This is a genomic window from Bifidobacterium saguinibicoloris (assembly GCF_019331725.1).
Classification (GTDB): Bacteria; Actinomycetota; Actinomycetes; order Actinomycetales; family Bifidobacteriaceae; genus Bifidobacterium; species Bifidobacterium saguinibicoloris.
Map to the genome: position 1 here is coordinate 14,938 of NZ_JAHBBF010000004.1, position 24,640 is coordinate 39,577.

16 protein-coding genes are annotated in these 24,640 nt (G+C 67.2%); 4 read left to right on the plus strand and 12 right to left on the minus strand.

The genetic code is table 11. The features are described from left to right. Positions 1-36: 36 nt before the first annotated feature. From KIH78_RS03870 to KIH78_RS03885, 4 genes are all read right to left on the minus strand, one after another. Positions 37-1,017, minus strand: a complete 981-nt coding sequence (locus tag KIH78_RS03870; protein ID WP_219131456.1) for a ribokinase — start codon at positions 1,015-1,017, stop codon at positions 37-39. 84 nt (positions 1,018-1,101) lie between these two features. Next, the gene (locus tag KIH78_RS03875) at positions 1,102-3,417 is read right to left on the minus strand and encodes a DNA gyrase/topoisomerase IV subunit B (protein ID WP_219131358.1); all 2,316 of its coding nucleotides are present in this window, start codon (positions 3,415-3,417) and stop codon (positions 1,102-1,104) included. Positions 3,418-3,528: 111 nt separating this feature from the next. After that, the gene (locus tag KIH78_RS03880; protein ID WP_219131360.1) at positions 3,529-4,947 is read right to left on the minus strand and encodes an RNA polymerase sigma factor; all 1,419 of its coding nucleotides are present in this window, start codon (positions 4,945-4,947) and stop codon (positions 3,529-3,531) included. A gap of 132 nt (positions 4,948-5,079) precedes the next feature. Further along, the gene (locus KIH78_RS03885; RefSeq protein WP_236034397.1) at positions 5,080-5,838 is read right to left on the minus strand and encodes a DUF4192 domain-containing protein; all 759 of its coding nucleotides are present in this window, start codon (positions 5,836-5,838) and stop codon (positions 5,080-5,082) included. A gap of 170 nt (positions 5,839-6,008) precedes the next feature. Here KIH78_RS03885 and KIH78_RS03890 point away from each other — a divergent pair, with 170 nt between their 5' ends. Then, complete coding sequence (locus KIH78_RS03890; RefSeq protein ID WP_219131361.1) at positions 6,009-7,100, plus strand: polyprenyl synthetase family protein; 1,092 nt, start codon at positions 6,009-6,011, stop codon at positions 7,098-7,100. A 48-nt stretch (positions 7,101-7,148) separates the two neighbouring features. After that, positions 7,149-9,434 carry a protein kinase domain-containing protein gene (locus KIH78_RS03895; protein WP_219131362.1) on the plus strand — a complete coding sequence of 762 codons (2,286 nt, stop codon included), beginning with the start codon at positions 7,149-7,151 and terminating at the stop codon, positions 9,432-9,434. A 202-nt stretch (positions 9,435-9,636) separates the two neighbouring features. Here the strand turns inward: KIH78_RS03895 and KIH78_RS03900 are convergent, their stop codons facing one another. Beyond that, complete coding sequence (locus tag KIH78_RS03900; protein WP_214315521.1) at positions 9,637-10,350, minus strand: lysophospholipid acyltransferase family protein; 714 nt, start codon at positions 10,348-10,350, stop codon at positions 9,637-9,639. A 49-nt stretch (positions 10,351-10,399) separates the two neighbouring features. Here KIH78_RS03900 and KIH78_RS03905 point away from each other — a divergent pair, with 49 nt between their 5' ends. Then, positions 10,400-10,999, plus strand: a complete 600-nt coding sequence (locus KIH78_RS03905) for a hypothetical protein (RefSeq protein ID WP_219131363.1) — start codon at positions 10,400-10,402, stop codon at positions 10,997-10,999. A 66-nt stretch (positions 11,000-11,065) separates the two neighbouring features. On the opposite strand, the gene KIH78_RS03910 is transcribed toward KIH78_RS03905, so the two are convergent. The 7 genes from KIH78_RS03910 to KIH78_RS03940 all read right to left on the minus strand — a co-directional run bounded on the left by KIH78_RS03910 (position 11,066) and on the right by KIH78_RS03940 (position 22,184). Continuing rightward, on the minus strand, positions 11,066-12,376 hold the full coding sequence (locus tag KIH78_RS03910) for an ABC transporter substrate-binding protein (protein ID WP_219131364.1): 1,311 nt from the start codon (positions 12,374-12,376) through the stop codon (positions 11,066-11,068). Between the two features lie 117 nt (positions 12,377-12,493). Beyond that, entirely contained in the window at positions 12,494-13,450 is a 957-nt protein-coding gene (locus KIH78_RS03915; RefSeq protein WP_236034398.1) for a carbohydrate ABC transporter permease, read from the minus strand. After that, on the minus strand, positions 13,443-14,375 hold the full coding sequence (locus tag KIH78_RS03920; RefSeq protein ID WP_219131365.1) for a carbohydrate ABC transporter permease: 933 nt from the start codon (positions 14,373-14,375) through the stop codon (positions 13,443-13,445). Before KIH78_RS03920 ends, KIH78_RS03915 begins: the two co-directional genes overlap by 8 nt. A gap of 209 nt (positions 14,376-14,584) precedes the next feature. Continuing rightward, entirely contained in the window at positions 14,585-15,637 is a 1,053-nt protein-coding gene (gene trpD / locus KIH78_RS03925) for an anthranilate phosphoribosyltransferase (RefSeq protein WP_219131366.1), read from the minus strand. A gap of 209 nt (positions 15,638-15,846) precedes the next feature. Then, positions 15,847-18,183 carry a carboxypeptidase regulatory-like domain-containing protein gene (locus KIH78_RS03930; protein ID WP_219131367.1) on the minus strand — a complete coding sequence of 779 codons (2,337 nt, stop codon included), beginning with the start codon at positions 18,181-18,183 and terminating at the stop codon, positions 15,847-15,849. A 240-nt stretch (positions 18,184-18,423) separates the two neighbouring features. Continuing rightward, complete coding sequence (locus KIH78_RS03935; protein ID WP_214315533.1) at positions 18,424-19,989, minus strand: MFS transporter; 1,566 nt, start codon at positions 19,987-19,989, stop codon at positions 18,424-18,426. Positions 19,990-20,168: 179 nt separating this feature from the next. Then, positions 20,169-22,184 (minus strand): glycosyl hydrolase 115 family protein, encoded by a 2,016-nt coding sequence (locus tag KIH78_RS03940; protein WP_219131368.1) that lies wholly within the window; start codon positions 22,182-22,184, stop codon positions 20,169-20,171. A gap of 173 nt (positions 22,185-22,357) precedes the next feature. Here KIH78_RS03940 and KIH78_RS03945 point away from each other — a divergent pair, with 173 nt between their 5' ends. Then, complete coding sequence (locus tag KIH78_RS03945) at positions 22,358-24,604, plus strand: extracellular solute-binding protein (RefSeq protein ID WP_219131369.1); 2,247 nt, start codon at positions 22,358-22,360, stop codon at positions 24,602-24,604. Positions 24,605-24,640: the final 36 nt, after the last annotated feature.

Genomic DNA, 24,640 nt, shown 5'->3' on the forward strand with positions numbered 1-24,640 from the left:
GATCGGACGGCCAGGGCCGGCCGGAACCGAAGGCGTCTACTCGGCGGGCGTGAAGTAGTCGGCGATCTCCTCGGCGGTGCCGAACGAGGATTGCGCACCGAGCTTGGTGGCGGCGTACGCGGCCACATAGGAGCCGATCTGCGCGGACTGGAGCAGCGAATACCCGGCGGCGAGACCGGCGAGCACGGTGCCCATGAACGAGTCGCCGCAGCCGGTGGTGTCGACCGCCTCGACGATGGCCTGGCCCACGCGGAACCATTGCCCGTCCTCGATGACGATGGACCCCTCCTCGCCGAGGGTGACGATGCCCCGGGTGAAGCCGTAGTCGGTGAACCGGTCGACCACGTCGGCCCAATCGTGCGTGGACCAGGTGCCTTCGACGAGGTCCGGCAGTTCGAGCAGGTCGGCGGCCTCGTGCTCGTTGACGAGGAGGATGTCGGTGGCTTCGATGAGCTCGTGCGGCAGCTCCGCCATGAACGGGGACTCGTTGAGCAGCACGGTCACGCCCTGCTCGTGCGCGGCCTGGGCGGCGGCGATCACGGTGGGCACGGGGCTTTCCAGGCACAGGCCGAGCACCTTGGCCTCGCCGAGCGCCTCGCGGTGGCATTGCACGTATCCGGCGCTCACCTTGCCGTTCGCGCCGGTGGAGTAGACGATGGTGTTCTCCCCCTCGGCGTCCACGGTGATGACGGTGGTGCCGCTGGCGCCTTCGGTGTGGAGGATCTCGCTGGTGTCGACGCCCGCGTCGTCGAGCTTGCTCAGCAGGAAGGCGGCGTTCTCGTCGTCGCCGACGGCCCCGTAGAAGTGTACGTCGGCGCCGAGCCTGGCGGCGGCCGCGGCCTGGTTCGCGCCCTTGCCGCCGGGCAGGATCTTCAGCGCACCACCCTTGACGGTCTCTCCCGGTTCGGGGAGTCTGCGCGTGGTGACGGTGTAGTCCGCGTTCATCGAACCGACCACGGCCACGGATCCTTCGGATTGGCTCATGCCCATGAGCCGTTCGCGGATGGTCAGCGGCATCTGCGAACGCGCTTCGACGGGTTTCTCCTCGCTCATCACGATATTCACGTCCCGATAGTCTAGTCCGACCACGGGCCAACCCGGTCAGGTGTCGATCTTGGACCGGTCGAAGTCGTCGGCGTTCTCGACGATGAACGCCTTGCGCGGCGGCACGTCGTCGCCCATGAGCAGGTTGAAGATCTCGCTGGCCTGGGCGGCGTCCTCCATGCGGATACGGCGCAGCATGCGCGTGCGCGGGTCCATGGTGGTGTCGGCCAGCTGGTCGGCGTCCATCTCGCCCAGACCCTTGTAGCGTTGGATGTCCGGATTGTAGGAGATGTGGCGGCGGTCCAGGTCGGCGAGCTTGCCGGCGAGCTCGTCGTCGGAGTACGTGTAGATGAACTCGCCCTTGTGTGAGCCGGCCAACGCGATGCGGTGCAGGGGCGGCACGGCCGCGTACACGTAGCCGTGCTCGATGAGCGGCCGCATGTACCGGTAGAACAGGGTGAGCAGCAGGATGCGGATGTGCGCGCCGTCCACATCGGCATCGGTCATCATGATGACCTTGTGGTAGCGCGACTGCGTGATGTCGAAGCTCTGCCCGGAGCCGGCGCCCACCACCTGGATGATGGCCGCGCACTCCTTGTTGGACAGCATCTGCGTGATCGACGCCTTCTGCACGTTGAGGATCTTGCCTCGGATGGGCAGCAGCGCCTGGAACCCGGAGTTGCGGGCCGCCTTGGCGGTGCCGAGCGCGGAATCGCCCTCCACGATGAACAGTTCGGCCACGTCGTCGTTGCCCGGCTGGCAGTCGGACAGCTTCGGCGGCATGGACGCGGATTCGAGCGCGTTCTTGCGGCGCGTGACCTCCTTGGCCTTGCGGGACTGCACGCGCGCGTGCATCTCGCCGACGATCTTCTCGAGCACGCGGCCGGACTGCTCCTTGTAGCCGCGTTTGGTGCCGGTGATCATCTCGCCGAACTGGCGGTCCGTCATGCGCGAGACGATCGGCTTGACCTGCGCGGTGCCGAGCACGTCCTTGGTCTGCCCCTGGAACTGGGGTTCGGCGATGCGCACGGTGACGACGGCCACGAGGCCCGCGGTGATGTCGTCGCGCTCGATGCGCATGTTCGAGTCCTTGAGGTTCACCTTGAGCTTGCGGGCGCTCGCCTCGACGGCCTTGCGCACCTGCCTGGTGACCGCGTTCATGAGGCCGTCCACGTGCATGCCGCCGCCGGGCGTCTCGATGATGTTCACGAAGCTGCGGATCGTGGTGTCGTAGCCGTTGACCCATCTGAGGGCGATGTCGACGCCGCAGGTGCGCGTCACCTTCGCGGCGTGCAGCTCGCCGTTCTCGCCGACGGCCTGCGTCTCCTCCTCGTAGGTGTCCTCGCCCTGGATGCGCCAGATGTCAGAGACGGCCTCGCCGTGCGAGAGGAAGTCGACGAAGTCCTTGACGCCGCCGGTGTGGCGGAACTCCTCGACGCGGGCGTGCGTGTGGTTCGCCGCGTCCGCCTTGGCGACGGCGACGGCGACGGCGTCCGCGCCGGCCGGGGCCTCACCTGTTCCGGAGGCGCCCTCCACCTCCGCTTCGGCGGCGGGTTCCGTAGGTTCCGTGGATGCCGTGGGTTCCGCGGGTTCGACGGCCGTGGGCGCGCCGGCATCCGCGTCGACCTCGAGCATCTCGTCGACGGCGGCATCGCCGGTCTCCGGCACGTTCTCGTCGACGACGGTGATCTTCAGGCCCGGCACGAGGAAGCTGGTCTGACGCACGCGGTCGATGAGCTGCTCGTACGAGAACTCCGCGGTGCTGTTGAAGATCTCCGGATCCGCCCAGTAGCGGATGCGCGTGCCGGTACGCTTGGCGGGCACCTTCCCGGTGATCTCGAGTTCGGTGGGACGGTTCTTGCGGGTGCGCTTGAACGGCGAGTCCGGCGAGGGATGCGCCGGATCGGCGTCCGTGTATACGCCGGGATGCCCCTGATGGAACGACATGTGGTGCGTCAGGCCGTCACGGTCCACCTCGACGTCGAGGCGCGAGCTCAGCGCGTTGACCACGGAGGAGCCGACGCCGTGCAGGCCGCCGACCGCGTTGTAGGACGCGTTGCCGAACTTGGCGCCGGCATGCAGCTTGGTGAGCACGACCTCCACGCCGGACAGGCCGGTCTTCGGCTCCTTGTCGACGGGGATGCCGCGGCCGTTGTCCGCAACCTCGACGGAGCCGTCGGTGTGCAGGGTCACGACGATGTCCGTGCAGAAGCCGGCCAGCGCCTCGTCGACCGAATTGTCGATGATCTCCCACAGGCAGTGCATGAGGCCCTGGCTGTCCGTGGTGCCGATGTACATGCCGGGGCGCTTGCGCACCGCGTCCAGGCCTTCAAGGACGGCGAGGTCCTTGGCGCCGTATGCTTCCTTCGCCATAAGCTCCTAGCGGTTGAGCGGGTTTGAGTCGGATTCTCGGAACGGTTCCGGCGGGGACGGTCCGAGGAGCCGTCCCCGCCTCGAGTGAAGTGCGCCGCCGGGCGGCGCGGCTCACTGATCGAGGAAGTCGCGCAGGGTCTGCGAGCGCGACGGGTGGCGCAGCTTCGACATGGTCTTCGATTCGATCTGACGGATGCGCTCACGGGTCACGCCGTACACGCGGCCGATGTCGTCGAGGGTCTTCGGCTGGCCGTCCTCGAGGCCGTAGCGCATCTTGATGACGCCGGACTCACGCGGGGACAGCGTCTCGAGCACGCTCTTGAACTGCTCCTGGAGCAGGGAGAACGCGACGGCGTCGGACGGGGCGATGGCGTCGGTGTCCTCGATGAGGTCGCCGAACTCGGAGTCGCCGTCCTCGCCGAGCGGGGTGTGCAGCGAGATCGGCTCGCGGCCGTACTTCTGCACCTCCTGCACCTTCTCGACGGGCATGTCGAGCTCGCGGGCCAGCTCGTCCGGCGTGGGCTCGCGGCCGAGGTCCTGCAGCATCTGGCGCTGCACGCGGCTCAGCTTGTTGATGACCTCGACCATGTGGACGGGCACGCGGATGGTGCGCGCCTGGTCGGCCATGGCGCGGGTGATGGCCTGGCGGATCCACCACGTGGCGTAGGTGGAGAACTTGAAGCCCTTCTTCCAGTCGAACTTCTCGACGGCGCGGATGAGGCCCAGGTTGCCTTCCTGGATGAGGTCGAGGAAGAGCATGCCGCGGCCGGTGTAGCGCTTGGCGAGCGAGACGACGAGTCGCAGGTTGGCCTCGAGCAGGTGGTCCTTGGCCTTCTTGCCGTCGTTGGCGGCCCACTTGAGCTCGCGCTTGCGCTTGAAGTCCATGGTGTCGCCCTCGGTGTCCAGCAGATGCTGGGCGTACAGGCCGGCCTCGATGCGTTCGGACAGGTCCACCTCCTGCTCGGCGTTCAGCAGGTTCACGCGGCCGATCTGCTTGAGGTAGTCCTTGACCGGGTCGGCGGTGGCGCCGGCGGTGATCACGCGGCGCTTGGGGTTGCCGACCTTGCCGCCGCGGCGGCGCGGACGCGGCTCGTAGTCGTCGTCATCGTCGTCGCGCACCACGAAGGCGCCCTTCTGCTTGGGCTCCTCGGGTTCCTCGGGCTTGTCGTCCTCGTCGTCGTCATCGTCGTCGACGTCGTCATCGTCGAGGTCGTCCTCGTCGGAGTCCGCATCCTCGTCGTCCGAGTCCTCGCCGTCGACGTCGTCGAGGTCCTCGTCCAGATCCTCGTCGAGGTCGTCGACGTCGAGGTCGTCCTTGGCGTCGTCCAGACGCTCGTCGACGTCCGCCTCCGCCGGCGCGGCGGCCTTGGCCTTGCGGCCCCTGCCCGTGGTCTTGGCGGAGCCGGTCTTCGCGGTCTTCCTCTTCGCGGCGGTCTTGCGCGCGGTGCTGGCTTTCTTCGCGGGGACGGCCGTGGTCTCGTCCTTCGTTTCCTCGGTCTTGTCGCCGGCCGTCGTGCTCTTCGTAGCCAAACTGATCCTCCTCGCGGTCCTCGCCCCGGCCGTATACCACAAAGGCACACTTATGGCAAGGGCAAATCGTCAACTATGTGAGTTAACCACCCCATGCGGACGATTATTCCCGGAAGGCCTTCGTACGGGGCGTCACCGTCTGGCGCAGGCGGGGCATGCGCCCCGGCTCGCGGCGCCGAGGACGATCGCGGCGAGCGAGCACCCGTCGTCCAGCGCGAGGCTCCGCAACGCGTACGCGGACGCCCCGGCGTCGCCCAACCACCACAGGACGTAGGCGATCGCCGCATACGGCTGCGCGCAGAACGCCCGCGGCATCAGTCCCGCCATCGCCGCAAGCATGCCCACCCCGGCGCGGCACCGTTCGACGTTCGGTCCGCGTTCGTCCTCGAACGCCGCGGACAGCAGATCGCGCACGGTGGACGACACCTCCTTCGTGCGCGGGCGGGACAGGATGTCCATGAGCACGTCCCTGCCGCACTCGTCGTCGTCGAAGAGCATGGACAGGATGAGCGCGTCGCGGATGGACAGCACCTCGCGCATGCCGACGGCGAGCGCGGCCATCGTGTCCCGGTCCGGTCCGGCGCCTCGCCGTTCCAGACGGGCGAGCCACGCGTCGAGCGGCCCGTCCATCCAGTCCGCATTGGCCCGTTCGGGACCGTGTTCACGTCTCGATTCGCGCAGCCGCCGCGCAAGCCTCTCGGCGGCCTCGTCGTCGTACGCGTCCGTCCCCGTCCCGGGCCCGGGGAGCGCGCCCGGCTCCCCCGCGGGGATGTCGGACGGGTCGGGCGTGCACGTCCGCGCGTCCCGGCGCCCGTTGCGCCGCATGCGGTCGCGACGGTCGTGTCCGTGGTCCTGGTGCTGGTCATGGTCATGGCTGTGGTCCGTGGTCATGGCGTCCTCCTTGAAGCCGGTCGTCCCGGCCCGTCCGGGCCGGTGGAGGACAGTATGCCGCACCGCGGCCGCGCGCGGCCGGTTTCCCGACCCATGTGGTCGGAGCCTCCCGAACCCTTGGAAAACCTCGGTTCTTGTGTTCGCCGGACAATGTGGATAACTTAGAGGGCATGCATACAACCGACGCCGACCGTGCCCTCATCGAACCCCGCATCACCGCCCTGGTGGCCCAGCATACGGGCGTCCCCGAGGATGTCCCCGGGGACGACGCCGTCCCCCGGGTCTGCCGGGACATGATGGACGGGGTCGTCGCGCAGGGGGTCGCCTCGAGCGAGGGCGGCAAGCGCCTGCGCGCGCTGCTCGCCCTGTCCGCCTACGACGCGTTCGGCGGCGTCTCGGCCCGCAGGGGCGCGATGGTGGATCTGGCGTGCGCCATCGAGGTGTTCCAGACCGCGGCGCTCGTGCATGACGACATCATCGACGAATCGGATCTGCGGCGCGGACGTCCCAGCGCGCACAAGGCGTTGGAGGACTTCGCCGGGAACGTGGCCGTCGGCCGCGGGCTGGGGCTTATGCTCGGCGACCTGCTGGCCACGGCCTGCGTGTCCATCGCCAACGACGCCGCCGGCCGGCTTCCGAACTCCCCCGCGCTGGTGGACGCGTTCCTGAACATGCAGCGCGAAGTGGAGATCGGCCAGGTGCTCGACCTCGCCGTCGAGCAGGCGCCGCTGGACGAGCCGGACTCGCTCGTCGAAGCCTCGCTCGGCGTGTTCCGCTGGAAGACAGCCAGCTACACCACCATCGCGCCGCTCGAACTGGCGCTGCTCGCCGTGGGCGCGCCGGCCGCACGGGCGAGGGAGCTGGCCCTCGCCGTCGGACGCCCGCTGGGACTGGCGTTCCAGCTCGAGGACGACCTCATCGACGTGACCGGGTCGAGCCGCACGAGCGGCAAGCCCGTCGGCGGCGACATCCGCGAGGGCAAGCGCACGGTGCTGCTCGCCGACGCGATCGCCGGCGCCGACGGCGGCGAACGGGACGAACTCATCGCCATGTTCGAGGCGGAACGGCGCGACGCGCACGACGTGCGCCGCGCCATCGACCTGTTCACGTCCACCGGCGCCGTGGCAAGGTCGCGCGCCAGGATCGCCGAGCTGTGGGACGAGACGCGGCTCGCCATCGCGAAGACCACGCTCAACACGGCCCAACGCGCCTCGCTGACCGCCATGTGCGCGAGGTTCGTGCCGGACGTGGCCGGACGCTAGAGTGGTTCGTGACATGTCCATGCATTTGAGGGATCTACGATAACCACTATGAGTGAAGCCGCACAAGCGCCCGAAGGCCGGATGATCGAAGGACGCTACCGCATCGTGCGCCAGATAGCGCAGGGCGGCATGGCCACCGTGTACGAGGCCCATGACGAGCGCCTCGAGCGGACGGTGGCCGTCAAGGTCATGCACACGCAGCTGGCGCAGGGGCCGCACCGCGACCAGTTCATCGAACGCTTCAAGAGGGAGGCGCGGTCCGCCGCGCAGATCGCGAACCCGCACATCGTGCAGGTGTACGACGCGGGCGAGTTCGAAGGGCTCGCCTATCTGGTCATGGAATACGTGCACGGCGTGAACCTCCGCCAGGAGATGCAGCGGCAGGGCACGTTCACCGTGCGCGAGACGCTGCGCGTCGTGGCGGAGACCCTGGACGGCCTCGCCGCCGCGCATCGGGTGGATGTGGTGCACCGGGACATCAAACCCGAGAACATCATGCTCAACGACCGCGGCCACGTGCAGATCACCGACTTCGGCCTCGCGAAGGCCACCTCGCAGGCCACGCTCTCCTCCACCGGCATGCTGCTGGGCACCGCCGCCTACCTGCCGCCGGAGACCATCGAACGCAACGAGGCACTCCCCCAGGGCGACCTGTACGCCGTCGGCATCATGGCTTGGGAGATGCTCGCCGGCACGGTGCCGTTCATCTCCGACAATCCGGTGACGCTCCTGTTCAAGCACGTGCACGAGGACGTGCCGTCACTCGAGACCGTCTGCTCCGGCATCCACCCGCACGTGGCGCGGTTCATCGCGCACCTCACCGCACGCGCCATCGACGCGCGCCCGGCGGACGCGACGGAGGCCCTCGACGAGCTGCGCCGCATGAGCGCCACGCTGCCGTTGGACGCGTGGGGATACCGTCTGCCGACGGCCGACGCGACGGGCGTGAATGGTGTCGCGCCGCAGACCACGCCGAACGGCGCGACCGAGCCTCCCGTGACGGCGCCTCCCGCGCCGCCGATGCCTCCCGCACCCCGGAAGGCCGGCTCCGGCGCGGCCACATCGGACATCCCGCCCACCACGGCGATGGACCAGGGCGCCACCCAGGTGCTCGACCCCATGCGCGACACCGCCGGCACGCAGGTTCTGCCGCGTACCGGCGCCCCCGGCGTCGCGAGCGCGGACGGCGACGACTTCCTCGCCGACTTCGCCGCGGACGGCTCCCCCCGGACCGGAGGCGCGGACGCGGGCCCCATCCCCGCGCATCACGCCGCCCCCGCGTCGGACGGACGGAATGCCACGGACGGCGTCACCGGCGGTCCCGCCGCCAAACCGCGTCGCAAGGTGAACAAGGCCGCCGTCATCGCCGTCATCGTCACGCTCGTCGTGGCCCTGACCGCAGGCGGAACCGGCGCATGGTGGTACTACCTGGGACCCGGCAGCTACTGGGCGCTGCCCAAGCCGGACGACGTCACCTGCACGCAAGGCAAGGCGTGCACGCTCGACGACGCCGTCTGGAAACGCTACGAAAGCACGCTCAAGGTGACGGGCATCCCCTACAAGGCCGTCACCGACTACAGCGACACCGTGGCGGAGGGCGCCATCATCGCCGCGCGCGTGGGCGGCGCGGACGCCACCGTGGACATGCATATCAGCAAACGGCATCCCTCCACGCTCCAGGTGACGGTGTCCAAAGGCGTGAAGACGGCCACGATCCCGGAGGACATCCTCGACGCCTCGTCCGGGAACGGCAAGGCGCCGTTGGACGCGTTGAAGGCCGCCGGATTCACGAACGTCAAGCACGACGAATCCAAGGACGAATACTCGATGACGCTGCCCGAAGGGGCGGCGCTGAGCATATCCCCCGACCCGGGCACCACGCTCAAGCACAACGACGAGGTGACCGTGACCCTGTCCAAGGGGCCGATGCCGGTGACCATGCCGGACATCGTGGGACGCACGAAGGACGACGCCAACGGGCTGCTCGCCGACCTGAAGCTCTCCGCGAACTACAGCGAGGAGTACAGCGACACCGTGGACGAGGGTAAGGTCATCTCCGCCTCCCAGAAGAAGGGCGCGCAGCTGCATTGGGGCGACACCGTCGACGTGGTCGTCTCCAAGGGCCCGGAGATGGTGACCATCCCGGACGTGCGCGGACAGTCCTACGACGACGCCGCCAAGGCGCTGCAGGCGCTCGGCCTGGATGTGAAGAAGTCGGCGCCGCTGGGCGACGTGACGCACACCGTGCGTCTGCAGGACCCCGCGCCCGGCCAGCAGGTGCGCATCCGCGACGCGAACGGCACGAAGACGGTGGTCACGCTCACCGTGGTATGACGCCGCACAGCGTACCCACAGTGCGCGGCACACCCGCAGCGCACGCCGCACAGCACACCCACGGCGCAACTCAGGTGCGACTCGGGTGCGCGACTCGGGTGCACGACTCGGACGTGACGACATGCCGCGGCTAGGAGCGGCTATGACGAGGGGCGGTCCCTTCCCGAAGAGGAAGGGACCGCCCCTCGCATGTCGTCCCGGCTTACTCCTGCGCGGCCTTGGCCTCCTCGGCCTCCTGCTTCGCCTTGAGCTCGGCCTTGACCTTCTGCGCGTATTCGGGCACGTACTCCTGGCCGCTGAGCTTCTGGATCTCGGCGGTGAGACGGTCGGTGAGCCCGCGCAGGTCGTCGTGCGTGATCTCGTCCGCGGCCTTCCTCTCCACGTGGATCGGCTTGCCGTAGATCACCTGGGTGCGGCCCTTCCTCGGGATGGACGTGCCGATGGGCTGGAGCTTGTCGGAGCCGATGAGCGCCGTCGGCACGATCGGGCAGCCGGTCTCCAGGGCGAGACGCGCCACGCCGGTATGACCCTTGTACAGGCGGCCGTCCGGGCTGCGGGTGCCTTCGATGTGGATGCCGAACAGGTGGCCGTCCTCGATGATCTCGCGCGCATGCTCGAGCGCGCCGAGCGACTTGTTGCCGCCGGAACGGTCCACGGGGAACACGCCCACGGACGTGAACCACCACTTCTTGAACTTGCCCTTGAGCCCCTTGCCTTCGAAGTATTCGGCCTTGCCCATGAAATGCACCATGCGCGGGCAGGTGATCGGGATGAGCGCGTCGTCGATGACGGCGAGATGGTTGGCGGCGATGATGGCGCCGCCCTTGCGCGGGATGTTCTCCAATCCCTTGGCGGTGGGGCCGAGACGGCGACGTGCGATGGGACCGAAGACCTTGACGAAGAACCAGTAGAGCACTGCGTTTCCCTCCCCGCGCGAACACCCGCGGCAGATTAGAGTGGTGTGTATGACTGACCTCAACAATACCAACGCCGGCGACGAGCGCACAAACCCCTCTTCGGATGACGGTTCGGCGGACAAGCCGGACCTCGGCAACCTCGACGCGGCGTGGGCGGCGTTCGAGGCGGAGCATCGGGACGACCTCGACGCGGTGGCGTCCTCGCGCAACGCGAAACGATTCGAAAAGCATGCGGAGCGCCGGGAGAAGGAGCATCTCCTCGACATCGGCGACCTCACGCCGGATGCGTTCTCCCGCACCGGGGCGAGCCACGGGCCGCGCGACTTCACCGGTTCCAGCTGGCTCGACACGGACCAGGTGATGGACGCCTACGATGACGGCGGGTTCACTCCCCCGAACCCCACGATTGGTCCGGTGCGGCGTTCGACGCTGGTGTGCTGGATCCTGTTCGTCGTGGGGCTGGTGGGATCGGCCGCCACGATGTTCATCCCGGGGCTCGCCTCGGTGCCGTTCCTCGGGTGGCTGCTCGACTTCCTGTTCGGCATCTGCACGGTCGTCGGCCTCGGCGGGCTCATCAGCAAGCTGCTGGGCCGCAAGCGGCAAACGGGCGACCGCGGCGGATACTTCGACGACGGCGCGCGCGTCTGACGCGTCGCGGCGTGCGGTGCGCGACGCGACGACGCGCGGCGTGACGTCGCGTCGCGTCCGGTTTCGTCACGAGTTGAAGTCGATGGATTCCTGCAGTTCGGCGATCATCGCCTTGGCCGCGTCGAGCGGCTTACGCTTGCCGAAGACGACATCCTGCTGGTAGCGCACGATGGTCTTGTCGAGTTCGGAGGCGCCGTTCGGCGTGATCGCCGGAGGCTCGCCCAGCGTGGACCGGACGCCGTCGACGAAGTCGAACGCCGTGCGGTCGGTGCCGGTCGCCTGCGCGGCGAGGTCCTTGCGGATGGCGTTGTTGGCGGGGATGCCGCGTTCGGTGCCGAGTATGCGGCCGGCCTCCTTGCTGTTGACGAGGTAGTCGACGAGCATCGCCGCCTCCGCGGGGTGCTGGGACTGCGATGAGATCGCCCAGTACATGCCCGGTTTGAGATACATGGACTTCACGTGCGAATCGACCTGCGGCAGCGGGACGAGCGTCATGTTCGTCGTGCCCGCGGCCTGTGCGTACGGGGTGATCTGCGTGGTCTGGGTGAGCATCATCGCCTGCCGCCCCTTGCCGAAGTCGCTGTCGTTCATCGCGGCGGTCGTGTTCTCGCTCCAGCGTTCCGCACTGCCTTCGACGCCGTCGTGCGCCCATTCGGCGGGCAGTTCGAGGAAGGACGCCAACGTTTCCGGGGCGATCGCGACGCGGTTCCCCTCGAAGAGGCTCTCCCCGTGCTGGCGCGCCCACAATTGCAGGCCGTAGCCGTTGTTGGGGGCGATGGCGCCGATGTCCTTGCCTCCGGAGCGTTCGGTGACCTGCTTCGCGAAGTCGGCGAACTCGTCCCACGTCCAGCGGCTCGTGTCCGGCAGGGTGAGTCCGAGTCCGTCGAGCACGTCGTTGTTGACGATGACGCCATACTGGGTGGTGGTCATCGGCACGGCGACCTGCCGGCCCTCCACCTGGCCCATCCGCTTCAGCGAGGCGTCCATGCCGTCGAGGTCGAGGTACTTCGAGGCCTTGTCCAGGTCGAGCAGGGATCCCATCGAACCGTAGAAGGCGAGGTAGAGCTCGTCCATCTGCATGACGTCCGGCGCGTTGCCGCCGGCGGATTGGACGGCGAGCTTGTCCCAGTATCCGGTCCAGTCGGCGTATTCCGTGTCGACGTGGATGTTGGAGTGCCGCTTCTCGAACGCCGCGACGGCCTGCTCAGTGGCCTTGATGCGCGCGTCGCCGCCCCACCAGTCGAGGCGGATGGTCACGTCGCCGTCCGCGGGGACGACCGGCACGTCGGACGCGCCGACGGAGCTGCCGCACGCGGCGGACGCGCACAGGACGGCGGCGGTCATCGCCGCAGCCAGATACTTCCTCAAACGCTTCATCGTTATCTTCTCCTTGCATGGGCAATGGCATGGATGCGTGTGTCATCAAGGCGCACCGAGGGAAGGCGTACGAAGGTACGTCGACCGAGGGGCAACGCGGATGACGCTCCATCCATGTCACTTGCCTCCCGTGGTGGCGATGCCCTGGACCAGATACCGTTGCCCGAACATGAAGACGAGGAACAACGGGATCAGCGATACCACACTCATCGCGAACATCGGGCCGTAGCTGGACTGCGATTGCGAGTCGATGAACGTCCTGAGGGCGATCGGCACGGTGATCATGTCCGGCTTGGTCAGGTACAGCAGCTGGCTGAAGAAGTCGTTCCACGTCCAGATGAACGTGAACACGGCGCAGGTGCCGATGGCGGGCTTCATCAGGGGCAGCAGGATCTGGAAGAAGATGCGGATGTGGCCGGCGCCGTCGATCTTCGCGGCCTCGTCGAGGTCGCGCGGGAGCCCCCGCAGGAACTGGTAGAACAGGAACGTGAAGAACCCGTCCATGGCGAGGAACTTCGGCAGAATGAGCGGCACGAACGTGTTGATCATGTGCAGCGAGTTCCACATGATGTACTGCGGGATGACGACCACGTGGATCGGAATCATGAGCATGAGCAGCATGAAGCCGAACAGGAGCCTGCGGAACCGGAACTCGAGGCGCGCGAAGGCGTAGGCGGCCATCGAGCAGGTGAGGATGTTGCCGACGATCGCGAACACGACGATGATCAGCGAGTTGAGGATGTACCGGCCGAACGGGTGGCTCAGCGCGTTCCATCCGGCGGCGTAGTTGCTCCACACCGGGTTGGTGACGGCGAGGCCCATGTCGGTGAAGATCTCGTCCTGCGGGCGCAGCGAGCTTGCGATCATCCACAGGATCGGGTACAGCATGAGGATGGCCACGAGCAGCACGACCACCTGCTTCGCGACGGCGGCGACCGCGCGTGCGACGGCCCTGCCTCTGTCCGGCCGCATGCCTTCGCCGGAGCCGAGGTCGGCGTATGCGGACGTCCTGTCGATGTCGCCCGTCGCGCGGGATGCGCGGGATGCGCGAGTCGTCATTGTCGTGTCAGTCATCGTAATGCACCCAGAGTTTCGAGAGAGCGAAGTTGATTCCGGTGAGCGCGGCCACGATCAGCACCATGATCCAAGCCAGCGCGGAGGCGTATCCCATCCGCAGGGAGGCGAATCCCTGCTGATAGAGGTACAGCGTGTAGAAGAGCGTCGAATCGGACGGGCCGCCGGTGCCGCCGGAGACGACGTACGCCTGCGTGAACGTCTGGAACGAGTTGATGACGCTCATCACCAGGTTGAAGAAGATGATGGGGCTCAGCTGCGGCAGCGTGATGGACCGGAACTGCCGCCATCTGCCGGCGCCGTCGACGCTGGCCGCCTCGTACAGTTCGCGTGGTATCTGCCTCAGGCCGGCGAGGAAGATGACCATCGGCGAACCGAACTGCCAGACATGCAGCGCGATGAGCGTCCAGTTGGCGGTGTCCGGATTGGCGATCCAGCTCATCGTGGTGTGATACCCGAACACGCCGAGGAACGCGTTGAACAGGCCGTCCGTACCGAACACCATGCGCCAGAGCACCGCCACCGCCACCGATCCGCCGAGCATGGACGGCAGGTAGAAGGCGGAGCGGTAGAACGCGAGCCCACGCATGCCGTGGTCGAGGACGACGGCGAGCGCGAGCGCCGCCACGAGCTGCAGCGGCACGGAGACGACCACGTAGGTCAGGGTGACCGTCAGCGAGTTCAGGAACCGCGGATCGGCGAGCATGTGCCGGTAGTTCATGAGGCCGACGAACTGCGGCGGCTTGATCATGTTGTATTTCGTGAACGAGATCGCCAGCGAGTACAGCATGGGGATGAGGCTCAGGAACACCGCTCCGATGAGCCACGGGGCGAGGAACCCCAATGCCGCCTTGGTGTCCTTCGGCTTGTCCTGTGGTGTGCGTCGTTCCTTGACGAGCGCGCCGAATTCCGCGAACGAACTCACGATGTTCCTCCCATGCCATACCACCCTCATCGGCGTGATGGCTTCAACATTATCCGCCCGGCGGCGCCGTTGCCACTTGTTGCCAAAATTGCCCTGCGCCGTGTCGCGGGAGGTCGTGCGCCCGTGCACAGGTATGACGAAGCCCCTCCCTGAGGAGGGGCTTCGTCATGGAATCGGACGGACGGGAGGCGGGAGCGTCCCCGTCGGCGTCACGCCTGGGTCTTGGCCTGGGCGGTGGCGATCCACTTGTCGAGCAGGGCCGCGGCGGCACCGGAGTCGACGGTGCGTTCGGCCAGCGTGTACGCCTCGCGGAAGCGTTCGGCCAGCGTGCCGTCGCCGACCAGATGCCCGTCGGTGACGATGGCGGACGCGGCGTTGAGCAGCGCGGTGCTGCGCGCGGGGACGTCCTTGCCGGCGAGGAAGTCACGGAACGCGGCGGCGTTGACCTCGGGCTCGCCGCCCTTCAACTGGGCGACGTCGATCTTCGCGAGCCCCAGTTCGACGGTCGGGTCGAACTCGGTCTCGGTGACCTTGCCGTCGCGGATCTCCCACACGGAGACCGGACCGGTGGGGGCCAGCTCGTCGAGGCCCTCATGGGAGGTGTACACCATGCCGGACTGTCCGTTGGCGGCGTACACGGCGGCCATGATCGGGCTGACCTCGCGCTTGGCGCAGCCGATGGCCACGTGCGCGGGCTTGGCCGGGTTGGTCAGCGGGCCCAGCACGTTGAACACGCAGGGGATGCCGAGCGCGGCGCGAATCGGACCGACGAAACGCATGGCCGGGTGGAAGGTGCGGGCGAACGCGAAGGTGATGCCCACCTCGTCGCCGACCTCGCCGACCGCTTCGGGGCTGAGGTCGAGCGGCAGGCCGAGCGCCTCGAGCACGTCGGCGGCGCCGCACTTCGAGGAGGCGGCACGGTTGCCGTGCTTGACGATCTTGACGCCGGCGGCCGCGGCCACGACGGAGCCCATCGTCGACAGGTTCACGGTGGCGAAGCCGTCGCCGCCGGTGCCGACGATGTCGGTGGTCTCGCCGGAGACCTTGAGCGGCACCGCGTGCGACACCATCGCCTTGGCGGCGCCGGACACCTCCTCGGCCGTCAGTCCCAGCTGCTGCTGCATGGAGAGGGCCGCTCCCACGGCGGCCGGGTTGGCGTTGCCCTTCATCAGGTCATCGACGAACCATTCGGATTCCCCGGCACTCAGGTGGTCTCCCCCGACCAGCTTGGTGAGAATCGACTTCCATGTGATCTCTGCCATTGTTCCTCCTTGGCGCAGATGGCGCCTTCATACCACGTGACGCGGCTCATTGTAGCCGTCCCGTGTTTCCCGCTCCCACGGCTTCCATATTGCAGAAGGCCGGATATGGTGACGGCGCGGCGCCCACCCTCATCGGATGGGCGCCGCGCCGTCTCCACCGCACCCGATCGTTCCGGGTACGGCGGCGGATCACGCGGTTTCGCCGCGCGTCAGACCCTGCGACGCAGAGCGAGCGCGACGCCGCAGACCACCGTCAGCAGCACGGCCGCCACGGCGATGGGCGCCACGGACGCGCCGGTGCGGGACAGGCTTCCGGCGTGGCCCTTGGCGGGGTTCTTCTTGGACGCGGCGTCCGCCGTCGTGCCGTTCCCCTTGCCGGTGGTGCCACCCGGCTGCTGGCCCTGACCCTGCTCCTGGCCCGGGGTGCCGGGCTGCGGATTCGTGGGGTTGGTGTCGGACGTCGGTTCGGCGAGGTCCACCGTGACGGCGTCGGCTCCGACCTTGGCGCTCGTGGTCAGCAGCGTCTTGCCGTCCGCAGAGGTGACGGTGACCGTGTAGTCGCCGGCGGGGACGCCGTCGATAGCGTAGCGGCCGTCGGTTCCGGTGACGGCGGTGTAGGCCTTGCCCCCGGCCTGCGTGCCGGTGAAGGCGACGGTGGCGCCGGCGACCGGGTTCTTGCCCGAGTCGGTGACGGTACCGCTCACCTTGGCGAACACAATCTCGAAGACGCCCGGATCCGGGGTGTCGGAGACGTCGGCGCCGGAGAAGTCCTTCGCCTTGAGTTCGTCCGCGGTCAGGTAGCCGAACGTGAAGGTGTTCGCGTCGAGCGTGTACTTGACGCCGGTGCCGTCGATGGCGGCGTCCACCGGCCTGAGCGCGTCGACCGCGTCGAGGCCAACCTTCTGGTCGCCGGTCTTGAGGACTCCGGCGAACGGGGAGGCGTCGAGGTTGACGGCGGAGGCGTCGGCGTCGTTTTTGCCGGCGTTGACGTAGACGTTGTGGCCGTAGGTGACCTTCTTGTTGGTCTGGTAGCCGACGGGCGCGTTGGTTCCGTCGCCGCGGTTGTAGTAGAAGATGTTGTTGGTGAAGTTCCAGGTGTCGTCCTTGGAGCTGTCGGTGTTGATCCACGGGCCGTTCCAGTTCGGGTCGGACTGGTAGACCACGTTGTTGTAGATCTCGAAGTGGCCGCCCCACACGTAGCCGTGGAACGCCGCCCAGCCGCTGTCGGCGATGACGTTGTAGCGGATGATCACCGTGTTGTAGTCGTATCCGCACAGCAGGAAGCCCTCGCCGTTGTTGTGGATGTAGTTGCGCTGGATGACGACGTTCGTCACGTTGCGGTCGGGGTCGATGGCGTTGGAGTCCGAGCCGCCGGCCTTCTTCTGGGAGTCGAAGACCTCGTTGCGCTGGACCATCACGTCGTCGTCGAAGTACAGTTCGATGCCGCACACGCCCGGGTGGGCGATGACGTTGTCCTCGACGCGGCCGCCCCTGACGCTGGTCAGGTAGACGCCGTCGCCGTTGTACACGCCGGCCTGGTCGATGTCGTTGCCGCGCACCACGACGTTGGTGTGCATGCGCGCGTTGGACTTGTAGCCATTGGTGGCGCGGCCGTCCCACGCCGCGTACTTGTGGGAGCCGCCGTACCACTGCTTGATGGTGAACGCGGCGAACGAGTTGCGTGCGAATTCGTTGTGTTCGACGGTCACGTCGCTGAACACGGTGGCCTCGCCCGTGGGCTTGAAGGTCTCCATGAGGATGCCGCCGGTGCGCTTGGAGAAGTCCCAGCCGCCGGCCATGAGCACGCCGTTCGTGGACTTGGCCATGTCCGCGCGCGCCTGGTCGAAGTCCTTGGCGATCTGCGATTGCGTGATCCACGCGACCTCGCCGGTCACGTCATGCACGTAGAGGTCGTGCAGGTCGAAGCCGCTGAGCGTGGACGCGGATTGGCCGTAGATGTGGATGCCGCGAAGGTCGCCCACCAGGGCGCCGTTCTTCTCGTCGATGGCGCCGCCGTTGTTGCCGGTGAAGCCGGCGGCCTCGTTGCTCACGTCCAGTCCGGAGATGTCCCAGTACTGCTGGTCCTTGAGCTGGACCACGTCGTTGACCTTCGCATCGCCTTCGAGCACCGGGCGGGAGCCGTTCGCGGAGCCGTAGGAGCCGAGGACGATCTTCGCGGAGGCGCTGCCGGAGCCCAACGGATGCAGCAGCGCGGTCGGGTTGTCGTAGTCGAGCTTCGCCTCGCCGGTCGGCTGCCAGGTGTCGCCGGCCTTGAGCAGGATGCGGTCGCCCGGCTGGAAGGTGGTCTCATTGACCTTGTCGAGCGACCACGGCTGATCCTCCGACGTACCCGAGTTCGTCGCATTACCGCTCGTCGAGACGTAATAGGTCGTCCCCGCGGTCTGCTGCGTCTGCTGCGTCTGCTGAGCCGCGTCCGTACCCGTCGGGCCGGCGGCCTGCGCCAACGGCGCCGCCAGTCCCATCAGCATTGCGGCCACGGCCGTCACGGCGACCGCGCGTCCGCCTGCACCTACGCCCAATACCATGGTTCTCTCCTTCATTGGTTTCATTGAATTGCGGAAATCCTCCCCCGATTTCGTGGAGGCTGCCTCCACGCTATGCACGTGCGCCACGGCCCATCGATTGTTGCCCGAGGTTGCCAGATTCCCCCGGACACGCGGGAATGGGCGGAAACGGCCGAAAACGACATGACGGGCCCCTGACCGTCACGCATGTCTGCAACCATGCGTGACGGTCAGGGACCCGTCATCCGAAGAGGGGAGGAATCACTCGGTGGTCTGCGGCCAGCATTCCTCGTACTTGATGCCGGTGAGCTGCTCGACGGTCTTCTTGGTCTCCGGATCGACGTCCTTCTTCAGGCCGCCGTTCTTGAGACGGTCGATCTCCTTGAGCAGGACCGCGTCGGTCTTCTTGTCGAGCTTCATCGTCAGGGAGATGATCCATGCGACGGCGAGACCGGCGATAATCCACCACACCAGCACGGTGCCGATGGCGTTGACGGCCTGTTCGGGCTGCGGCTTGCCGGCCTTGAAGGCGGTCTCAACGAAGCCGTTGGCGCCGAGGTACCAGCCCCAGGCCATGGCGGACAGGCCGGCGGTGATCTTACGGGCGAACTGCTGGAAGCCGATGTACAGGCCGCCACGGTTCTCGCCGGCCATGATCATGTCGACGTCCGGGATGAACGGGAACACGTTCCACGGGATGAACCAAGTCATGGCGCGGAAGACGAGCCACCAGACCATGACGACGTAGAGCGCGATGTTCCAGGTGTCGGTGTTGTTCTGGGCGGCGGTCTGCCAGAGGGCCCACAGGCCGAGCAGGCCGATGATGGCGCCGGCGAAGTTCAGGGAGAACATCCTGCGCGGGCCGAGCTTGGCGAACAGCCAGCCGAACACCGGCTTGAGCGGCTCGCCGATCAGCGCCATGCCCAGCAGGGCGGAACCGAAGGCGACGGGCTTGTTGAGGTTGTAGAGCACGAAGAACAGCCACACCTGGCCGAAGATGTCCAGGAAGGACTGGCCGAGCAGGTAGATGAGAATATGCTTGCGGAAGGTCTTGTTGCGCAGGGTGGAGAAGTAGCCGGCGAAGATGTCGCCCACACCCTTGAGCCACTTGCCGAAGTCGAACTTGTCCTTCTTCTCGGCCTCGATGGCGGCCTCGTCGAATCCGGCCTCCTCCGGGGTGAGCTCCCAGGTGGACTTGTAGGCGATGAACACGAACACGGCGAACAGCGCGATGAAGAAGCCCATCGAGATGGTGTAGGAGGAGCTCTGCTTGTCGCCGAGGGCCTTGAGGAACGCGGCCATGCCCAGCGGGATCACGGCGGTGGAGATGCCGGAGAACAGCATGCGCGTGGTGGAGAGCATGGTGCGGCCGTTGAAGTCGGTGGTCATCTCGTTGGGCAGCACCGAGTACGGGGTCATGATGAGCTGGTTGGCGATGATCCACAGCGCGTACACCACGAAGTAGGCCCACACCGGCATGCCGGGGACGAACATGAGGATGGTGACCAGCAGCGTGGGCACGCCGAGGAGGATCAGGAAGCGGCGGCGGCCGAACCTGCGGCCGATCTTGTACTTGTACAGGTTGTCGGACAGGGTTCCGAACACGAGCGCGGAGAAAGCGGCGAGCATCGTGGCGATGCCGACGATGGAGCCCGCCTGCGCGACCTTGAGGCCGGCGAACGTGGTCCAGAACAGGGTGAGGTAGGTGGCGATCTGGCCGAAGCCGCCGCCGTAGAAGTCGCCGAACGCGTATCCGATGGCGTTCAGCAGCGTGATCTTGCGTCCCTGAGGCGCGTTAGCCTTGGGGGTGGTTGCCTGCTGTGTCATTGCAGCATCCTTTCCATTCCCGCGCGTGGGTGGCACCCCGCGCACGGGTCCTTCCCGTTCCATGGGTGGCACCCCGTGGAACGGTTTTTCTTGTCTGTCGATGGCTCCGGAAAGTGCTCCCGAGTCATCCGTCTCCTTGCGGGCCGGCGGCACGGCCGAATCCGATCAGGCGTTGACGGTCAGTGTTGCCACTTGGCCTTCATGGCGGCGAAGATCTCGTCGTCGGTGGGATGGTTCTCCATGTTCATGATGACGAACACGTCCTTCTCCCATTCCGGGTAGGTGAAGTCGCGCAGCCACTGGTAGTAGTGCGGTCCGTCGCCCACGCAGCGCAGGTAGCCCATGAGCTGCTTGGCGACCCAGGCGGACTGCTTGACGTCGGTCAGGCAGTCGTTGCGCCAGAAGTCCTTCCACACGCCGTGCTCGCGATCGCGCATCGCGCGGTCGCCGGCGGTGAACTCCTCGGAGGCGAGGCCCGCCTCGTAGAACGCATGCTTCCAGTCCTCGTCGTATCCGGCGAGCAGCGCGTCGCACACATGGACGGCGGCGGCCACCGAATGCTCGTAGATGCCGGCCTCCACGCCGATGGAGTCGCGGATGAGTTCGGCGGCGTCGTCCTGGCCGCGCAGTTCGGCGGAGATGGCGGCGAGTTCGACGTGGTCGGACAGGTTGCGGTAGCGTTCGACGGCCGGGGCGACCAGCCCGCGGTAGAACTCGATCTGCTCCTTGAGCGTGGCGGCGTCGTGCATCCAACGCAGGTCCTGCGCCGGTGCCTGGCGGTCGCGCAGCCACTGGGTGATGAGCATGCGGGGCACGTGGTTGAAGTACTGCTCGCCGGCGTGGTCGTCCCAATTGGGACCGTACTGCACCGCGGCCTTCCAGTACTCCTCGTACAGGTTGAAGACCGCGTCGACGTTGTCGCCGCCGTAGTATTCGGCGATGTACTCCCTGGCGACCTTCTCGTAGTCGATCCGGCCTTCGCGCCAGATCGCGGCGATGAAGTTGAGGAAGTAGACGTGCGGCTTGATGTTGGAGGCGTTGACGATCCACACGTCATCGCCGCCGTTCGCGATCACGTCCTCGAGCTCCTTGGCCACGAGACGCGGGTCGTTGCAGATGTCGGTGATGTGGTTGGCGGCCTGCAGGTCGTAGAAGCTCGCGTGGTAGTAGATGCCGTTGTCGCCGTCGTTCGTCGGCATGGCGGGCACGCGCGGGTTGTTGTTCTCCTGACGGCGGGAGACCATGCGTCCGAAGCCGTTGTCGGCCCAGATCTTGGCGACCTGCTTGGGGTAGGTGAGGACACCGGCGCGGTAGAGCTCCATGGCCTCGCCGTACAGGTAGATGACGCACTGGGCGCCCGGGTCCGCCTCCTGCACCATGTCGTACTGGCGCTGGATGATTTCGGAGAGCAGCTTGCCGCGGGCCTCGTCGGTGGCGTAGCGCGGGTCGAAGTTCCAGAACGGCTGGTCGCCCTGGCCGCGGAAGCCGAGGGTCCACACGGTGCGCTTGCCCTTCTGCGCCTCGATGGCCTCACGCCACAGGGCCTCGAAGCGCGGCTCCTCCTCCGGCCACTTGGGGCTCACGCCCGGGTAGGCCGCGGCGAACATGCGCGCGCCGAGCGGGCAGGCGTGATGCTGGTTGATGTAGAAGCCCATGTCCTGGGCGAGCTTCAGGTGCGGTTCGCCGCGCTGTCCGGAGCCGGGGATCACCATGTTGCCGCCGAGACGGTACACGGTCTCGAAGGCGAGGCGCCACGGCTTCTCCTTGTCGTTGTCGACCTGCCAGTCCTCGAGCAGCACCTCGTCGTTGACGAAGAAGCCCTTGTATTTGACGGCGGTCGGCTTGGACGTGAGCGCGAAGTCGTCGGCGACCTCGATGGAGGGGACCGCCTCGAACCGCTGGTCGTTCCAGAACCAGAAGTCGTTGACGCCGAGCACCTCGCGGCTCACCGCGTACAGGCCGTAGATGAAGCCGAAGTCGTCGCCGGCGTGGATCTCGAGGTCGCCTCCGGCGACGCGCACCTCGTAGGTCTCCGGGTTGTGCGGGCCTTCGACGAGCACGATGTCGGCCCCCGCGGCGTCGGACGGCGACAGCGTCTTCGCGAGATCGCGTTCGAGGTCCTCCACCGCGAAGGAGACGGCCTTCGACGGCGTCTCCCCCGTGATCCTCGTCGAGGATGTGATGGTTATGGACATGGTTCCTCCAGGTGAAACTGGTCTGCTGGCTTGCGTTACGGCCCGGGCTACCACGCTCCGGAACCGTTGACATGGTTCATGTTCGCTCGTTTCGATGGTCGCATTGCGCTTGTTGCACAAGGTTGCCATAATATTGCCGGACATTGTTTCGTCTCGATTCGGGAGGCTTCGGCATGGGACGGAAGACCACCATCTACGACATCGCCCGCGAGGCGGGCGTGAGCCCCTCGACGGTCTCTAGGGCTCTGTCCCAGCCGGGACGCATCTCCGCCAAAACCGAGTTCCGCATCCGGCGCATCGCCGAGCGGCTCGGCTATCTGACGCCCGACGCGGACAGCTCGGGCGAGGGGATGCCCGCCACCGGCATGATCGCCGCCATCGTGCCGACGCTCAGCAACTCCTTGTACGCGACCACGGTCAACGCGATGCAGCGTCGTCTGGAATCGAAGGGATACGGCCTCATCACCCTGGACACGGATGAGAGGCCGGCGATCGAACGCCGGGCCATGTCGTACGTGATGCGCAACGTGGACGGCGTGGCTCTGCTCTCCTCAAGACTGAGCGAGCCGGACATCCGCCGCATCATGCTGGTCAAGCCGGTCATCCTGCTCAACCGGTCCGTGCCGGGCCTCGCCAGCGTCACCATCGACGCGGCCCACGCCATCGACGACGCGGTGCGCCGGCTCAAAGAGACGGGGCACTCCTCCATCACCTACCTGGCCGGCCCCGCGAGCTCATGGTCGAACGAATACCGGCGCCGCTTCATCCGCGCCGCGGCCTTCCGCTACGACATGACCTACCGCGTCGTACGCGAATGCGATCCGAGCATCGCCGGCGGCGCCAAGGCCGTCGACCAATACCTCATCCGCCCCACCGACGCGGTGTTCGCCTTCAACGACAACCTCGCGGCCGGGTTCATCGCCGCCGTGCGCCGCAACGGCCTGCGCGTCCCGGAGGACGTCTCGGTAATCGGCTTCGACAACGCCGAGATGTCGTCGATGCTCTCCCCCACGCTCGCCACCATCGACATGCATGGCGAGGACATGGCCGTCGCCGCGGCCGACGCGCTGATGGACGCGGTGCGCAACCCCACGGGCGTGAGGCCCGAACCGATCGCGTTGGAGGCGACGTTCGTGCCACGAGACTCAGTGAACCCGCACAAGCGCTCGACGATGAAGCTGGGACCGTACGCGGAGATCAAACGCTCGAGCGACACCATCGTCGTCACCGTGCTGTCCAACGCGTTCAACGAGACGATGCCGCGCATCAACGAGTTCATGCGCACCCATCCACGCATCGTCATCGACCCCATCGAAGGACGCACGCAGGAGAACACGCTGGCCCTGTACTGGGAGAGGGTCATCAACCACCGCTCCGTACCCGACGTCATCAACGTCGAACGCACCGCACTCCCCCAGCTGGCCGCATCCGGCGCCCTGCAGGACCTCACCGACGAACGGCTCGAACGCGAGCTGGCGCCGCTCGTGGACCGCGCCTCCTGGCAATCGGCGCACTACGCGGGCAAACTGTACGGTATCCCGGGCGACCAGTCGCAAACCGTGATGTTCTATCGCGCCGACCTGCTGGAACGCTACCGGCTCGAAGTGCCGCGCACCTGGGACGAGTTCTACGAGGAGGGCGTGGCGCTGCGCAGCCGCAACCCACGGCGGACCATGGGCCTGCTCGACCTCGGCAACGTGCAGCACTACCTGTCGTTCTTCCGCGCGGCCGGCGTACGGCCATGGACGGTGGAGGACGATTCGACGATTGCGTTCCACATGACCGACGAGATGGTGGTCTCGGTGGCGCGGTTCCTCCAGCAGTGCATCGACGACGGCGCGCTCAACGCCGAACCGATGTGGGACAACCGCTACATGCAGCCCCGTTCGGGCTCGTACCTGACCGTCACCCACGCCAACTGGGTGGGCAAGATCCTCGCCGCCTCCTATCCGCAGGACAAGGGCCTGTGGAAGGTGGCGCTGCCGCCGGCGTTCGTGGATCCGGCGACGGTGCAGACCTCGGAGATCGGCGGCTCCACGATGGCGATCAGCGCCGGACTGCCCGAGATCCGCCGGCGCGCCGCGCTGACGTTCATCCGCTGGTTCCAGCTCGATCCGGCGTCGGTGGAACTGCGCGCGCCCGGCGGCGTGTCCGCGGCGGCCGGCTATGTGGAGGACCTGACGCGCCGCGGCACGACCGACCCGTACTTCGACCAGCCGATCTACGACGTGTACGCGAAGTCCGCCGCCCACGTGAACCGCGACTGGGACAACCTGCCGTTCTACAGCCAGCTCGATGCCGAATTCGTGCGTCTCATCACGCCGGCGCTGCGCCCCGGTGGCGACAGCGCCTCCCTCCTGCCCGAATGGGAGCGTCGCCTGAAGCTCTACGCCACCTCCCAGGGCTTCACCGTGCGGTGACGACGTCCGGCGACGTACGTGATATACGAGGGCGCC

Excerpts from the sequence above, each read along its gene's own strand:
- KIH78_RS03915 (WP_236034398.1), bottom strand. The coding sequence starts at position 13,450 with ATGACTGACACGACAATGACGACTCGCGCATCCCGCGCATCCCGCGCG.
- KIH78_RS03930 (WP_219131367.1), bottom strand. The coding sequence starts at position 18,183 with ATGGTATTGGGCGTAGGTGCAGGCGGACGCGCGGTCGCCGTGACGGCC.
- KIH78_RS03940 (WP_219131368.1), bottom strand. The coding sequence starts at position 22,184 with ATGTCCATAACCATCACATCCTCGACGAGGATCACGGGGGAGACGCCG.
- KIH78_RS03945 (WP_219131369.1), top strand. The coding sequence starts at position 22,358 with ATGGGACGGAAGACCACCATCTACGACATCGCCCGCGAGGCGGGCGTG.
- KIH78_RS03895 (WP_219131362.1), top strand. The coding sequence starts at position 7,149 with ATGAGTGAAGCCGCACAAGCGCCCGAAGGCCGGATGATCGAAGGACGC.
- KIH78_RS03910 (WP_219131364.1), bottom strand. The coding sequence starts at position 12,376 with ATGAAGCGTTTGAGGAAGTATCTGGCTGCGGCGATGACCGCCGCCGTC.
- KIH78_RS03870 (WP_219131456.1), bottom strand. The coding sequence starts at position 1,017 with ATGCCGCTGACCATCCGCGAACGGCTCATGGGCATGAGCCAATCCGAA.
- KIH78_RS03885 (WP_236034397.1), bottom strand. The coding sequence starts at position 5,838 with ATGACCACGGACCACAGCCATGACCATGACCAGCACCAGGACCACGGA.
- KIH78_RS03890 (WP_219131361.1), top strand. The coding sequence starts at position 6,009 with ATGCATACAACCGACGCCGACCGTGCCCTCATCGAACCCCGCATCACC.
- KIH78_RS03905 (WP_219131363.1), top strand. The coding sequence starts at position 10,400 with ATGACTGACCTCAACAATACCAACGCCGGCGACGAGCGCACAAACCCC.
- KIH78_RS03935 (WP_214315533.1), bottom strand. The coding sequence starts at position 19,989 with ATGACACAGCAGGCAACCACCCCCAAGGCTAACGCGCCTCAGGGACGC.
- KIH78_RS03875 (WP_219131358.1), bottom strand. The coding sequence starts at position 3,417 with ATGGCGAAGGAAGCATACGGCGCCAAGGACCTCGCCGTCCTTGAAGGC.
- trpD (WP_219131366.1), bottom strand. The coding sequence starts at position 15,637 with ATGGCAGAGATCACATGGAAGTCGATTCTCACCAAGCTGGTCGGGGGA.